At 53.0% G+C, this 15,318-nt stretch carries 13 protein-coding genes and 1 tRNA gene; 12 read left to right on the top strand and 2 right to left on the bottom strand.

The genetic code is table 11. The annotated features are described in order from the left end of the window. Window positions 1-77 precede the first annotated feature (77 nt). Window positions 78-152, top strand: a tRNA-Gln gene (locus FDX01_RS19075). 120 nt (window positions 153-272) lie between these two features. Here FDX01_RS19075 and ubiF read toward each other — a convergent pair. Further along, window positions 273-1,448 carry a 3-demethoxyubiquinol 3-hydroxylase gene (gene ubiF / locus FDX01_RS19070; RefSeq protein WP_115259092.1) on the bottom strand — a complete coding sequence of 392 codons (1,176 nt, stop codon included), beginning with the start codon at window positions 1,446-1,448 and terminating at the stop codon, window positions 273-275. Window positions 1,449-1,593: 145 nt separating this feature from the next. Between ubiF and miaB the strand changes: the two genes are divergently transcribed. From miaB to rihA, 10 genes are all read left to right on the top strand, one after another. Further along, the gene (miaB, locus tag FDX01_RS19065) at window positions 1,594-3,024 is read left to right on the top strand and encodes a tRNA (N6-isopentenyl adenosine(37)-C2)-methylthiotransferase MiaB (protein WP_096757880.1); all 1,431 of its coding nucleotides are present in this window, start codon (window positions 1,594-1,596) and stop codon (window positions 3,022-3,024) included. Between the two features lie 254 nt (window positions 3,025-3,278). Continuing rightward, window positions 3,279-4,325, top strand: coding sequence for a PhoH family protein (locus FDX01_RS19060; protein WP_167456046.1), 1,047 nt, complete (start codon window positions 3,279-3,281; stop codon window positions 4,323-4,325). Continuing rightward, entirely contained in the window at window positions 4,322-4,789 is a 468-nt protein-coding gene (ybeY, locus tag FDX01_RS19055; protein ID WP_137400291.1) for an rRNA maturation RNase YbeY, read from the top strand. The genes FDX01_RS19060 and ybeY overlap by 4 nt, the downstream gene beginning before the upstream one ends. A gap of 98 nt (window positions 4,790-4,887) precedes the next feature. Further along, window positions 4,888-5,766, top strand: a complete 879-nt coding sequence (gene corC / locus FDX01_RS19050; RefSeq protein ID WP_096757884.1) for a CNNM family magnesium/cobalt transport protein CorC — start codon at window positions 4,888-4,890, stop codon at window positions 5,764-5,766. Between the two features lie 24 nt (window positions 5,767-5,790). After that, entirely contained in the window at window positions 5,791-7,329 is a 1,539-nt protein-coding gene (lnt, locus tag FDX01_RS19045; protein WP_096757885.1) for an apolipoprotein N-acyltransferase, read from the top strand. 369 nt (window positions 7,330-7,698) lie between these two features. Further along, on the top strand, window positions 7,699-8,607 hold the full coding sequence (locus tag FDX01_RS19040) for an amino acid ABC transporter substrate-binding protein (RefSeq protein ID WP_137400290.1): 909 nt from the start codon (window positions 7,699-7,701) through the stop codon (window positions 8,605-8,607). Window positions 8,608-8,765: 158 nt separating this feature from the next. After that, window positions 8,766-9,506: a glutamate/aspartate ABC transporter permease GltJ gene (gene gltJ, locus FDX01_RS19035; RefSeq protein ID WP_096757888.1), complete on the top strand. Its 741-nt coding sequence runs from the start codon at window positions 8,766-8,768 to the stop codon at window positions 9,504-9,506. Then, a complete protein-coding gene (gene gltK / locus FDX01_RS19030) occupies window positions 9,506-10,180 on the top strand; it encodes a glutamate/aspartate ABC transporter permease GltK (protein WP_096757889.1) in 675 nt (224 codons plus the stop codon). The genes gltJ and gltK overlap by 1 nt, the downstream gene beginning before the upstream one ends. Beyond that, complete coding sequence (gltL, locus tag FDX01_RS19025) at window positions 10,180-10,905, top strand: glutamate/aspartate ABC transporter ATP-binding protein GltL (protein WP_096757890.1); 726 nt, start codon at window positions 10,180-10,182, stop codon at window positions 10,903-10,905. The genes gltK and gltL overlap by 1 nt, the downstream gene beginning before the upstream one ends. Before the next feature lie 116 nt (window positions 10,906-11,021). Continuing rightward, window positions 11,022-11,957: a pyrimidine-specific ribonucleoside hydrolase RihA gene (rihA, locus tag FDX01_RS19020; RefSeq protein ID WP_137400289.1), complete on the top strand. Its 936-nt coding sequence runs from the start codon at window positions 11,022-11,024 to the stop codon at window positions 11,955-11,957. Between the two features lie 60 nt (window positions 11,958-12,017). Here rihA and FDX01_RS19015 read toward each other — a convergent pair whose 3' ends face one another. Beyond that, the gene (locus FDX01_RS19015) at window positions 12,018-12,500 is read right to left on the bottom strand and encodes a zinc ribbon-containing protein (protein WP_115259097.1); all 483 of its coding nucleotides are present in this window, start codon (window positions 12,498-12,500) and stop codon (window positions 12,018-12,020) included. Window positions 12,501-12,735: 235 nt separating this feature from the next. Between FDX01_RS19015 and leuS the strand changes: the two genes are divergently transcribed. Further along, the gene (leuS, locus tag FDX01_RS19010; protein ID WP_115259098.1) at window positions 12,736-15,318 is read left to right on the top strand and encodes a leucine--tRNA ligase; all 2,583 of its coding nucleotides are present in this window, start codon (window positions 12,736-12,738) and stop codon (window positions 15,316-15,318) included.

Here is a 15,318-nt window from a genome sequence, read left to right as displayed (position 1 = left end):
GGGTCACAGGTTCGAATCCCGTCGTAGCCACCATATTAAGGGCGTATCGATTTAATTCGGTAAATCCAAAAAATTGTTGGGGTATCGCCAAGCGGTAAGGCTCTGGTTTCTGATACCAGCATTCCGAGGTTCGAATCCTCGTACCCCAGCCATTTTAGAAAAGCTCGCTTCGGCGAGCTTTTTGCTTTTCTAACGCCGGGTGACGGCAAGCCTTACCCGGCCTACATGACGCGTAGGCCTGATAAGCGCAGCGCCATCAGGCACCACTTGAGCTACAACCCTAACGCATACTTCAGCGCCTGACGTTTTAACACGCCTGCACGCTCGGCGGCCATTAGACCAAGATTGCGCATAATACGCAGCGGCTGCAGGTTGTTGCTGAATCCGGCGTAAAACAGATCCATACCACTTTGCATGATGAAGTTATCGGTCATACGACGCGTTTGGTAGCGCTTCAGTACCCGCTGACTGGCCCACTGCTCACCATAGCTACGGGCGTTCACCAGCACATCAATTAACGCATCGACATCACGGTACCCCAGATTCACCCCCTGCCCGGCAAGCGGATGAATGGTGTGCGCGGCATCGCCCACCAGCGCAAGTCCTGGCTGTACATACTGCAACGCGTGGCGACGAGTAAGTGGAAACGCCCCTGCGGCAACAGGCGTAACGTCACCCAGACGTGAAGGGAAATATTTTGCGATTTCCGCCTGGAGCTGCGCCATATCGAGACTCTGCAACTGGCGGATGCGGGCCGGAGAGTCATACCACACCAGCGAAGCCCAGTTATCGAACAGCGGTAAAAACGCCCGCGGTCCGTCAGGGGTAAACTGCTGCCAGGTACTGTCTCCCGGTGAATTCTCGCATTGCACGGTAATCAGCATGCAGGATTGCGCGTACTGCCAGGCATGGATGCCAATCCCGGCCATTTGACGTACCTGAGAATTCGCGCCATCGGCACCAATCACCAGTTTTGCCGTTATCTTTTCACCGCCAGTCAGTTCAAGCTCATGCCGATCGTTATGTTGATGCAGAGAAATCAGTGATGCCGGCACGCGCAGGGTCACGTTGGGATGCGCCTCCATCGCCTGCCACAACGCCTGTTGCAGGACGTTGTTTTCGACCATATAGCCCAGCAATGGGAGTTTTAGCTCTGCCGCATCAAACACCACATGGGCATTCTCCCACTCCCAGGTTTCCAGACGACGATATGGATGAGTGCGCATGCCCTGCACCGCATCCCAGACACCCAACCCTTTCAGCAACGATGCAGACGCGGAGCTAATGGCTGAAATACGGATATCGGGCTGACTGTCAGCCACAAACGGCACGGGCGCGGCGTGCTCTATTACCGTCACCCTGAATCCATGCTGCGCCAGTCCCAGCGCCAGCGCGCCGCCGACCATCCCCCCGCCGACAATGGCAATTTCCGTTGGTTGATTTGTCATGGTCAATCATCCTGTTACATGTATTGTGTAAGTTTACAGGATTTTTTACCCCTTGAGGCTGACATCCGTCATACTGGTCACAACCGCGCCAACGCAGTACACTATGCGCCCTGCATTTCAGCCACAATTTCGCAAGAGCAAGTCGATGACTAAAAAACTCCATATTAAAACCTGGGGCTGTCAGATGAACGAATACGATTCATCGAAGATGGCCGATCTGCTGGATGCCACTCACGGGTATCAACTGACCGACGTGGCGGAAGAAGCGGATGTGCTGCTGCTGAATACCTGCTCAATTCGCGAGAAGGCTCAGGAAAAAGTTTTCCATCAGTTAGGTCGCTGGAAACTCTTAAAAGAGAAAAACCCGAATCTGATTATCGGCGTGGGTGGCTGTGTCGCCTCCCAGGAAGGCGACCATATTCGTCAACGTGCACACTACGTCGACATTATTTTTGGGCCACAAACCCTGCACCGCCTGCCGGAAATGATCAACAAAGTGCGCGGTAGCACCAGCCGTAGTCCAGTGGTGGATATCAGTTTCCCGGAAATCGAAAAGTTCGACCGCCTGCCGGAACCGCGTGCTGAAGGTCCAAGCGCGTTTGTGTCCATCATGGAAGGCTGTAACAAATACTGCACTTACTGCGTGGTGCCCTACACCCGTGGTGAAGAAGTCAGCCGTCCGGCGGACGATATCCTGCTTGAAATTGCCCAACTTGCGGCGCAGGGCGTACGTGAAGTCAATCTGCTGGGGCAAAACGTTAACGCCTGGCGCGGTGAGAACTACGACGGCACGACCGGCTCATTCGCAGATTTACTGCGTCTGGTGGCGGCGATCGACGGCATTGACCGTATCCGTTTCACCACCAGTCATCCAATTGAGTTCACCGACGATATCGTTGAAGTCTATCGCGACACCCCGGAGCTGGTAAGCTTCCTGCACCTGCCGGTACAGAGTGGCTCAGATCGCGTACTAAACCTGATGGGACGTACCCATACCGCGCTGGAATACAAGGCAATCATCCGCAAACTGCGCGCTGCACGCCCGGATATTCAGATTAGCTCCGACTTCATCGTGGGCTTCCCTGGCGAAACCACACAAGATTTCGAGCAGACCATGAAGCTGATTGCCGACGTTAACTTCGACATGAGCTACAGCTTTATCTTCTCAGCTCGTCCTGGCACGCCTGCCGCCGATATGGTTGACGACGTCCCGGAAGAAGAGAAAAAGCAACGTCTGTATATCCTGCAGGATCGCATCAACCAGCAGGCCATGGCCTGGAGCCGCCGTATGCTCGGCACCACCCAGCGTATTCTGGTCGAAGGCACGTCGCGTAAAAGCGTAATGGAGCTGTCGGGTCGTACCGAAAATAACCGTGTGGTGAATTTTGAAGGCACCCCGGATATGGTCGGTAAGTTTGTGGATGTTGAAATTACCGACGTCTGGACTAACTCCCTGCGCGGTAAAGTCGTGCGTACCGAGGACGAAATGGGCCTGCGCATCGCAGAAAGTCCGGAGTCGGTCATTGCGCGTACCCGCAAAGAGAATGATCTGGGTGTCGGCATTTATCAGCCGTAATTACCATAACCCCTCCTCTATCCCCTAAAGCGACAAACGAGCAAATCCCCAGGAGCATAGATAACTATGTGACTGGGGTGCGCGAGTGCAGGCAACGCCTCTGCGGCTTGAAGTATGACGGGGAGGGTCTTGTATTTCCTCTCTACGCCCCCATCTTCATTGCAATGCTTGCGCCTTTTCCCTGTGGCGTGAATAATTTCCCTACATGCCGGTAAATGTTCGACGTCCGGCGATATCTGCATAAGAGGAACGGTTTGAACATAGACACTCGCGAAATTACCCTTGAGCCCGCAGACAATGCCCGTCTGTTGAGCCTGTGCGGTCCTTTTGATGACAACATCAAACAGCTGGAACGTCGCCTTGGTATCGAAATTAACCGCCGCGACAACCACTTTAAGCTGACCGGTCGCCCGATTTGCGTTACCGCTGCGGCAGATATTTTACACAGCCTGTACGTCGATACCGCGCCAATGCGCGGCAAGACGCAGGACATCGAGCCGGAACAAATTCACCTGGCAATCAAAGAAGCGCGTGTCCTTGAGCAGAGCGCAGACAGCGTGCCAGAGTTTGGCAAAGCGGTGAATATCAAAACCAAGCGTGGCGTGATCAAACCGCGTACGCCGAATCAGGCGCAGTACATCGCCAATATTCTCGACCACGACATCACCTTCGGCGTCGGTCCTGCAGGGACGGGTAAAACCTACCTGGCGGTAGCCGCCGCGGTCGATGCGCTCGAGCGTCAGGAAATTCGCCGTATTCTGCTGACCCGTCCGGCGGTTGAAGCCGGTGAAAAACTGGGCTTCCTGCCGGGCGATCTCAGCCAGAAAGTCGATCCTTATTTACGTCCGCTGTATGATGCGCTGTTCGAAATGCTCGGCTTTGAGAAGGTGGAGAAGCTTATTGAGCGTAACGTCATTGAAGTCGCCCCGCTGGCTTATATGCGCGGTCGTACGCTGAACGATGCGTTCATTATCCTTGATGAGAGCCAGAACACGACTATCGAACAGATGAAAATGTTCCTGACCCGTATTGGCTTCAACTCCAAAGCGGTGATCACCGGCGACATTACCCAAATTGACCTGCCGCGCAGCACCAAATCCGGTCTGCGTCATGCCATCGAAGTGTTGGCTGAGGTCGATGAGATTAGCTTTAATTTCTTCCATAGCGAAGACGTGGTACGCCACCCGGTGGTTGCCCGTATCGTGACGGCGTATGAAGCCTGGGAAGAAGCAGAACAAAAACGTAAAGCCGAACAGGCAGCGGAACGCAAGCGTGAAGCCCAGGAACAGGAACAAAAATGAGTCAGGTTATTCTCGATTTACAGCTGGCATGTGAAGATAACGCCGGTTTACCGGATGAGCGCCAGTTTCAGGCATGGCTGGATGCGGTGATCCCGCAGTTTCAGGAAGAGTCAGAGGTCACCATTCGCCTGGTCGATGACGCTGAAAGCCACGAACTGAATCTGACCTATCGCGGGAAAGACAAGTCAACCAATGTGCTGTCCTTCCCGTTTGAGGCCCCACCGGGCATCGAACTGCCGCTGCTGGGCGATCTGGTCATCTGTCGTCAGGTGGTCGAAAAAGAAGCGCAGGAGCAAGGTAAGCCTCTTGAAGCCCACTGGGCACAAATGGTTATACACGGTAGCCTGCATCTCTTAGGCTACGACCATATCGAAGACGACGAAGCGGAAGAAATGGAATCCCTCGAAACAGAGATTATGCTTGCTCTGGGCTATGAGGATCCGTACATTGCCGAGAAGGAATAACCTGCTGCCGGTCAAGCCGGTGACAGGTCACGACGCCGGGCACTGAGTTTACGTGCCTTGAGCAATCTATTAACTAACATGAGAACCCATACGACGCCATGAGCGACGACAATTCACACAGTAGTGACACCTTACACAGCAAAAAGGGATTCTTTTCCCTGTTACTGAGCCAACTTTTCCACGGTGAACCAAAAAACCGCGACGAACTGTTGGAGCTGATCCGTGATTCCGGGCAAAACGACCTTATCGATGAAGATACGCGCGATATGCTCGAAGGGGTGATGGACATTGCGGACCAACGTGTTCGCGACATCATGATCCCCCGGTCCCAGATGATCACACTGAAACGCAACCAGACTCTGGATGAGTGTCTTGATGTCATCATCGAGTCCGCCCACTCGCGTTTCCCGGTGATCAGCGAAGACAAAGATCACATTGAAGGGATTCTGATGGCGAAAGACTTGCTGCCGTTTATGCGCAGTGATGCCGAAGCTTTCAGCATGGAAAAAGTGTTACGCCCGGCGGTTGTCGTACCTGAGAGCAAGCGTGTTGACCGCATGCTGAAAGAGTTCCGCTCTCAGCGGTACCATATGGCTATCGTTATCGACGAGTTCGGCGGTGTCTCGGGTCTGGTGACCATTGAGGACATTCTTGAACTGATCGTCGGTGAAATCGAAGATGAATACGACGAAGAAGACGATATCGATTTCCGTCAGCTTAGTCGCCACACCTGGACCATTCGTGCGCTGGCCCCGATCGAAGACTTCAACGAAGCCTTCGGCACCCACTTTAGCGACGAAGAAGTCGATACTATTGGCGGTTTGGTGATGCAGGCCTTTGGTCATCTGCCCGCACGTGGAGAGACTATCGACATTGATGGCTACCAGTTCAAAGTTGCCATGGCCGACAGCCGTCGTATTATTCAGGTTCATGTCAGAATTCCGGACGACTCACCCCAGCCAAAACTGGACGAATAAACCCGAAACTGGATCAAAGACTACATGGCATTTGCCCCCTTAATTGAACGCCAGCGCATTCGCCTGCTGCTGGCGTTATTATTCGGTGCCTGCGGGACGCTGGCGTTCTCTCCGTATGACATCTGGCCTGCGGCGATTATTTCGCTGATGGGTCTGCAGGCCTTAACTCTCAACCGTCGCCCACTCCAGTCTGCCGCTATCGGCTATGTCTGGGGAATGGGTCTTTTTGGCTCCGGCATCAACTGGGTCTATGTCAGCATTGCGCAATTTGGCGGTATGCCAGGCCCGGTTAACGTATTCCTTGTGGTATTGCTTGCGGCATACCTCTCGCTGTACACAGGTTTGTTTGCGGGCGTTCTGTCGCGCCTGTGGCCAAAAACCAGCTGGCTGCGGGTGGCGATTGCTGCCCCGGTAGTCTGGCAGATAACCGAATTCCTGCGCGGCTGGGTGCTGACCGGCTTCCCATGGCTACAGTTTGGCTACAGCCAGATTGACGGCCCGCTGAAAGGCCTGGCGCCGGTAATGGGCGTCGAGGCGATTAACTTCCTGCTGATGATGGTCAGCGGCCTGCTGGCGCTGGCGTTAGTCACACGTAACTGGCGTCCTCTGGTTACTGCCGTGGTATTGTTCGCTCTGCCCTTCCCGCTGCGCTACATCCAGTGGTATACGCTGGAGCCAGAAAAAACCACCCAAGTTTCGATGGTGCAAGGTGACATTCCGCAGTCGCTGAAGTGGGATGAAGGTCAGCTCATCAACACGTTGAAGATTTACCTTGATGCCACGCAGCCTGAAATGGGCAAATCACAGCTGATCATCTGGCCAGAGTCCGCTATTCCTGATCTGGAGATCAATCAGCAGCGTTTCCTCGGCATGATGGATGACCTGCTAAAATCTAAAAACAGCACGCTAATCACCGGTATTGTTGACGCACGCCTTAACAAGCAAAACCGCTACGATACCTACAACACCATCATCACGCTGGGTAAAGACAGTCCGTACAGCTATGACTCCAGCAATCGTTACAACAAAAATCACCTTGTCCCGTTTGGTGAGTTTGTGCCGCTGGAATCGATTCTACGCCCGCTGGCGCCGTTCTTTGACTTACCCATGTCATCCTTCAGCCGAGGGCCGTATGTGCAGCCACAGCTGCAGGCGCACGGCTTTAAGCTGACGGCGGCAATCTGCTACGAAATTATTCTTGGCGAACAGGTACGGGATAACTTCCGCCCGGATACGGACTACTTGCTGACCATCTCCAATGATGCCTGGTTTGGTAAATCCATCGGTCCATGGCAGCACTTCCAAATGGCGCGCATGCGGTCACTGGAGCTGGCGCGTCCGCTGTTGCGTAGCACTAATAATGGCATCACGGCGGTGATTGGCCCGCAAGGTGAAGTGCAGGCCATGATCCCGCAGTTTACCCGACAGGTACTGACCACCAGCGTTACCCCGACAACGGGTCTCACGCCGTATGCGCGTACCGGAAACTGGCCGTTATGGCTGATTACCGCGTTGTTAGGCTTTGGCGCGATCGTCATGAGTCTGCGCCAGCGTCGTAAATAATCTCTGCTCTCGTCATATTGCCGGATGTTGGCGCTCACGCGCCTTGTCCGGCTAACACATCCCCTCTCCTCTCCCATTCTGGCACGCCTATTGCTTTGTTATACAAGGCAAACGCTTTTTGGTTGAATGTGCAACCTGGTCGCACCAAATTTGAGCACAGGTAGCACCTGAAATGTGCAACAAGATATTTTTGCCCTCAAACGGTGCGGCGCACTTCGCAAAAATAAACAATAACACAGCAAATTCTTTACATTCATCCAAACTAAATGCTAACAAACACATACAAGACTGCACTTTTAAGTAGCAAACAATAACAACATCACAATGGGTATCAATGCGTCCCTGACGCAGACGATAAAGGAGTTGGATATGCAATTACGTAAGCTCGCCACTGCCATGCTGGTCGTGGGAATGTCTGCCGGTCTGGCGCACGCGGAAGATGCCGCCCCTGTGGCAAGCAGCACCCTGGACAAGATCGCTAAAAATGGCGTCATCGTCGTCGGACACCGTGAATCCTCGGTCCCGTTTTCCTACTACGATAATCAGCAGAAAGTGGTCGGTTATTCACAGGATTACTCCAACGCAATTGTTGAGGCCGTGAAGAAAAAGCTGAACAAACCTGACCTGCAGGTGAAGCTGATTCCGATTACCTCCCAGAACCGCATTCCGCTGCTGCAAAACGGCACCTTCGACTTTGAATGTGGTTCAACCACCAACAACGTTGAACGCCAGAAACAAGCGGCATTTTCTGACACCATTTTCGTTGTCGGCACCCGCCTGCTGGCGAAAAAAGGCGGCGACATCAAAGATTTCGCTGACTTGAAAGGCAAAGCGGTGGTTGTGACTTCCGGTACCACCTCGGAAGTGCTGCTGCATAAGCTGAACGAAGAACAAAAAATGGATATGCGCATCATCAGTGCGAAAGACCACGGTGACTCTTTCCGTACCCTCGAAAGCGGTCGCGCCGTCGCCTTTATGATGGATGACGCCCTGCTGGCTGGTGAACGCGCGAAGGCGAAGAAACCGGACAACTGGGAGATCGTCGGCAAGCCACAATCTCAGGAAGCGTACGGCTGTATGCTGCGTAAAGACGACGTCGCGTTCAAAAAGCTGATGGATGACACCATTGCACAGGCACAAACTTCAGGTGAAGCAGAAAAGTGGTTTGATAAATGGTTTAAAAACCCTATTCCGCCAAAGAACCTGAATATGAATTTCGAACTGTCGAGCGAGATGAAGGCCCTGTTCAAAGAACCAAATGATAAAGCACTCAACTAACTAAAATAAATGGGGCGAGTTCACCTGGCCCTCACGATTGTCGGGAAGCATGGACAGACTATACGCTGAGTGGCCGTTCCCCACTCAGCGCGAAAAATGAGCTTCTCAACAATCTTCGAGGGTAGCGCTGCTACCCTTTTTTTTTCTGGAGTAGATTTATGTCTATAGACTGGAACTGGGGGATTTTTTTACAAGAAGCCCCGTTCGGCAACACCACCTATCTCGGCTGGCTCTGGAGTGGTTTCCAGGTCACCGTCGCGCTTTCAATCACCGCCTGGATTATTGCTTTCCTGATAGGTTCCCTATTCGGCATCTTACGCACCGTTCCCAACCGTTTCCTTTCCGGGATAGGCACGTTGTATGTTGAACTGTTTCGTAACGTTCCGCTGATCGTACAATTTTTTACCTGGTATCTGGTGATCCCGGAACTGCTCCCAGAAAACATTGGCATGTGGTTCAAGGCTGAGTTGGATCCCAACATCCAGTTTTTCCTCTCCTCAATGCTCTGCCTGGGGCTGTTTACCGCCGCCCGCGTTTGTGAGCAGGTGCGCGCCGCGATTCAGTCTTTGCCTCGCGGACAAAAAAACGCCGCGCTGGCGATGGGGCTGACGCTACCGCAGGCCTATCGCTATGTTCTGCTGCCCAACGCCTACCGCGTGATCGTACCGCCGATGACATCAGAAATGATGAACCTGGTGAAAAACTCCGCCATCGCCTCAACCATCGGTCTGGTCGATATGGCAGCACAGGCAGGCAAGCTGCTGGATTACTCTGCCCACGCCTGGGAGTCGTTTACGGCTATCACCCTTGCCTACGTCTTGATTAACGCCTTTATTATGCTGGTGATGAATCTGGTTGAACGTAAAACTCGCCTGCCTGGCAATTTGGGAGGCAAATAATGTACGAATTTGACTGGAGTTCCATTGTCCCCTCCCTGCCGTATCTGCTGGATGGGCTGATGATCACGCTGAAAATTACCGTTACGGCGGTCATTATTGGCATCGTTTGGGGAACTATCCTTGCGGTAATGCGTCTGTCCAGCTTCGCGCCCATTGCCTGGTTTGCGAAGATCTACGTGAACGTATTCCGCTCTATTCCGCTGGTCATGGTGCTGCTGTGGTTCTATCTGATTGTACCAGGGTTCTTACAGAACGTATTAGGCCTGTCACCGAAAACCGATATTCGTCTGATCTCAGCGATGGTGGCGTTTTCGATGTTTGAAGCGGCGTACTACTCAGAGATTATCCGTGCCGGGATCCAGAGTATTTCTCGTGGACAGTCCAGCGCCGCGCTGGCGTTAGGGATGACCCACTGGCAGTCGATGAAGCTCATTATTCTGCCGCAGGCATTTCGCGCGATGGTGCCGTTGCTGCTGACCCAGGGCATTGTTCTATTCCAGGACACCTCGCTGGTCTACGTATTAAGTCTGGCAGATTTCTTCCGTACCGCCTCCACCATTGGCGAGCGTGACGGCACACAGGTCGAGATGATCCTGTTTGCTGGCGCCGTCTATTTTGTATTCAGTCTGAGCGCATCGTTGTTGGTCAGCTATTTGAAGAAAAGGACAGTTTAATGATTACCCTGAAAAATGTTTCTAAATGGTATGGTCACTTTCAGGTTCTGACCGACTGCTCCACGGAAGTTAAAAAAGGTGAAGTGGTGGTAGTTTGCGGTCCGTCAGGCTCCGGTAAATCGACGCTGATCAAAACGGTAAACGGCCTGGAGCCAGTGCAGCAGGGTGTGATCACCGTTGACGGTACCGTCGTGAATGACAAAAAAACCGATCTGGCCAAACTGCGTTCTCGCGTGGGCATGGTCTTCCAGCACTTTGAACTGTTCCCACATTTGTCGATCATCGAAAACTTGACCCTGGCCCAGGTAAAAGTACTTAAACGCGATAAAAAGCCTGCTCGCGACAAAGCACAAAAACTGCTTGAGCGCGTAGGACTGTCGGCCCATGCCGATAAGTTTCCGGCCCAGCTTTCTGGTGGACAGCAGCAGCGCGTGGCCATTGCCCGGGCGCTGTGTATGGATCCTATCGCCATGTTGTTTGATGAACCCACCTCAGCGCTCGATCCAGAAATGATCAACGAGGTGCTGGACGTCATGGTCGAGCTGGCTCATGAAGGGATGACCATGATGGTGGTCACCCACGAAATGGGCTTCGCTCGGAAAGTGGCGAACCGGGTAATCTTTATGGATGAGGGTAAGATTGTGGAAGACTCGCCGAAAGAAGAGTTCTTTGCCAATCCAAAATCAGATCGCGCCAAAGACTTCCTCGCCAAAATATTGCATTAATCTTTCCGGCGCGCACATCAAAGTGCGCGCCAAATCACGCTTTCTTTCTTCGCATCTCGAATCACATACAGCCCGGCGTTAACCTTGTCACGAAGTCCCACCCACAAGGAGTCACAATGGCACTTCCGATCCTGTTTGATTGCGATCCAGGTCATGACGACGCTATCGCAATCGTTCTCGCCCTCGCCTCACCGGAACTTGATGTTAAAGCCATAACATCCTCAGCGGGCAACCAGACGCCTGATAAAACCCTGCGTAATGTGTTGCGTATGTTAACGCTGCTCAACCGCTCGGATATTCCCGTTGCCGGAGGCGCGTTGAAGCCCCTGATGCGCGAGTTGATAATTGCCGATAACGTTCACGGAGAAAGTGGCCTGGACGGCCCCGTACTGCCGGAGCCGGCATTTGCCCAGCAAAGTTGTACAGCCGTGGAGTTAATGGCGAAAACCCTGCGCGAAAGTCCGGAACCGGTCACGATTGTATCAACTGGCCCCCAAACTAACGTAGCACTGCTGCTGAACAGCCACCCCGAGTTGCATAAGAAAATCGCCCGTATTGTGATTATGGGCGGCGCGATGGGACTCGGAAATTGGACACCGGCTGCTGAGTTCAATATTTATGTTGATCCCGAAGCGGCAGAGATGGTGTTTCAATCAGGTATTCCGGTAGTGATGGCCGGGCTGGACGTCACACATAAAGCACAAATTCATCGTGAAGACACCGAGCGATTGCGCGCGATTGGCAATCCTGTAGCGAGCATTGTCGCTGAGTTACTGGATTTCTTCTTCGAATATCACAAAGACGAGAAATGGGGATTCAAAGGCGCACCGCTACATGATCCATGCACCATTGCCTGGTTACTGAAGCCCGAACTGTTTACCACCGTTGAACGCTGGGTCGGCGTAGAGACGCAGGGAAAATACACGCAAGGCATGACCGTAGTGGATTACTATTTCCTGAGCGGAAATAAACCCAACGCCACGGTTATGGTTGACGTTGACCGGCAAGGTTTTGTCGATCTGCTGGCCGAACGGCTCAGGTTTTACGCCTGACATTTATCATTAAGTGCGTAGGCCGGATAAGACGCGTCGCGTCGCATCCGGCACAAAAAATCACGGCTCAAATGGTCTACGCTGGAACTGATCGTGACCACATTTCGGGCATAGCGGCAGCACGTCTGGCGTGTAAACGGCTAAATGGAAGTGGCATTTCTCACAGACCAGATTCCCCAACCCGACCACCTCACCACTGTGATAAACCCCGTGATGACTCAGGTCCTGGAATACTTCGCGCCATTCAAGCTGGGTTTTATCGGTAATATCCGCCAGTTCTTGCCAGATACTCTCTTTGATGACCCGCATAAAAACGCTGTCAGTCTCCTCATCAAGACTCTCTTCATAACTGATCGCGAACTCTTCAAGGTCGCGTCTGACGGCCCTGGTGAGTTCTTCTACCTCGGTTCGCGTTAACTCCCCGGTCTGCATAACTCGCTGACGTGCCTGGTCCACCAGCGCATCGATATCGCGTTCACCATTGCGCAGACGTTCGCTAAGTGACGTCACCAGTTCACGGTAATATTGAGCAACCTTGTTCATCGCTTCGCCTCCTGGGTCGTTAACTGTCTATAATAATAGACGTTATTTACACTACGCTTTGCAAGACTGTCCACAGAGTATGTAAATTCGTGCAATATTTATCCTTGCGGGAATTCAATGCTGAATGCGCGAAAGGCTGTTTTGACGCGGACGTTTGGGCTATGCTATGCGGATCTGAAACACCACATCTAAAGCTACGTTTGTAGCTGTATTGAAAACAGGACCACTGGCTGCCATGCAAGAGCAATACCGCCCGGAAGAGATAGAATCCAAAGTACAGCTTCACTGGGATGAGAAGCGCACATTTGAAGTTACCGAAGACGAGAGCAAAGAGAAGTATTACTGCCTGTCTATGCTTCCCTATCCTTCTGGTCGACTACACATGGGCCACGTACGTAACTACACTATCGGTGATGTGATCGCCCGCTATCAGCGTATGCTGGGCAAAAACGTTCTGCAGCCGATTGGCTGGGATGCCTTCGGCCTGCCAGCTGAAGGCGCGGCGGTGAAAAACAATACCGCGCCTGCTCCATGGACGTACGACAACATCGCTTACATGAAGAACCAGCTCAAAATGCTGGGCTTCGGCTATGACTGGAGCCGTGAGTTGGCGACCTGCACCCCGGAATATTACCGTTGGGAGCAAAAGTTCTTCACTGAACTGTACAAAAAAGGTCTGGTGTACAAGAAAACCTCTGCGGTCAACTGGTGCCCTAACGACCAGACAGTACTGGCGAACGAACAGGTTATTGACGGCTGCTGCTGGCGTTGTGATACCAAAGTTGAGCGGAAAGAGATCCCGCAGTGGTTCATCAAAATCACCGCATACGCTGACGAACTGCTGCGCGACCTGGACCGTCTGGATCACTGGCCTGACACCGTAAAAACGATGCAGCGCAACTGGATTGGCCGCTCTGAAGGCGTGGAGATCACCTTTGATGTCAACGGTTATGACAACACGCTGACCGTTTACACCACCCGCCCGGACACCTTTATGGGTGCCACTTATCTGGCCGTTGCCGCAGGCCACCCGTTGGCGCAGAAAGCCGCGGCGAATAACCCGGAACTGGCGGCGTTTGTTGACGAATGCCGCAACACCAAGGTTGCCGAGGCTGAAATGGCGACCATGGAGAAGAAAGGCGTCGACACTGGCTTTAAAGCGATTCATCCGCTGACCGGTGAAGAGATCCCGGTTTGGGCTGCAAACTTCGTGCTGATGGAATACGGTACAGGTGCCGTGATGGCCGTGCCGGGTCACGATCAGCGCGACTACGAGTTCGCAACCAAATATGGTCTGAGCATCAAGCCAGTTATCCTGGCGGCGGACGGTTCAGAACCGGATCTGTCTGAGAAGGCACTGACCGAGAAAGGCGTGCTGTTTAACTCTGGTGAGTTTAACGGTCTTGATTTCGAAGCGGCTTTCAACGCCATTGCCGACAAGCTTGTCGAAAAAGGTGTGGGTGAGCGTAAAGTTAACTACCGTCTGCGTGACTGGGGCGTTTCCCGTCAGCGTTACTGGGGCGCTCCAATCCCAATGGTCACGCTGGAAGATGGCACCGTGTTGCCAACCCCAGAAGATCAGCTGCCGGTTATTCTGCCGGAAGATGTGGTGATGGACGGTATCACCAGCCCGATTAAAGCCGACCCAGAGTGGGCAAAAACCACCGTTAACGGTATGCCGGCTCTGCGTGAAACCGACACCTTTGATACCTTTATGGAATCATCCTGGTACTATGCGCGCTACACCTGCCCGCAGTATCAGGAAGGCATGCTGGACTCTAAGGCTGCCAACTACTGGCTGCCGGTTGATATCTACATTGGCGGTATCGAACACGCCATCATGCACCTGCTCTATTTCCGTTTCTTCCACAAGCTGATGCGTGACGCGGGCATGGTAAACTCTGACGAACCGGCTAAACAGCTGCTGTGTCAGGGCATGGTGCTGGCGGATGCCTTCTACTACGTCGGTGCCAACGGCGAGCGTAACTGGGTTTCTCCGGTTGATGCTATCGTTGAGCGCGATGAAAAAGGCCGTATCGTGAAGGCGCAGGACGCCGAAGGTCATGAACTGGTCTATACCGGCATGAGCAAGATGTCCAAGTCAAAAAACAACGGTATCGACCCGCAGGTGATGGTTGAGCGTTACGGCGCAGACACCGTGCGTCTGTTCATGATGTTCGCCTCTCCGGCTGATATGACGCTTGAATGGCAGGAATCCGGTGTTGAAGGAGCTAACCGCTTCCTGAAACGTGTCTGGAAACTGGTTTACGAACACACCAGCAAAGGTGATGTTGCGGCCCTGAACGTTGACGCATTGAGCGACGATCAGAAAGCGCTACGTCGCGATGTTCACAAAACTATTGCGAAAGTGACCGATGATATCGGCCGTCGTCAGACCTTTAACACCGCGATTGCGGCGGTTATGGAACTGATGAACAAGCTGGCGAAAGCACCGCAGGAAGACGAGCAGGACAGAGCTCTGATGCAGGAAGCGTTGCTGGCCGTTGTGCGTATGCTCAACCCGTTCACCCCGCACGTATGCTTCACCTTGTGGCATGCGTTGAAGGGCGAAGGCGATATCGACAACGCACCGTGGCCGGTTGCTGACGACAGCGCAATGGTCGAAGACTCAACGCTGGTTGTGGTGCAGGTGAACGGTAAAGTACGTGGAAAAATCACCGTTCCAGTCAACGCCACCGAAGAGCAAGTGCGTGAACGTGCTGGCCAGGAGCATCTGGTAGCAAAATATCTTGATGGCGTTACCGTACGTAAAGTGATTTATGTACCGGGTAAACTCCTCAATCTGGTCGTTGGCTAA

It is taken from the genome of Citrobacter sp. wls613 (assembly GCF_005281195.1).
GTDB classification, from domain to species: domain Bacteria; phylum Pseudomonadota; class Gammaproteobacteria; order Enterobacterales; family Enterobacteriaceae; genus Citrobacter; species Citrobacter gillenii.
Note: the sequence above shows the minus strand (reverse complement) of the source record. Positions and strands in the feature narration are given on the sequence as shown.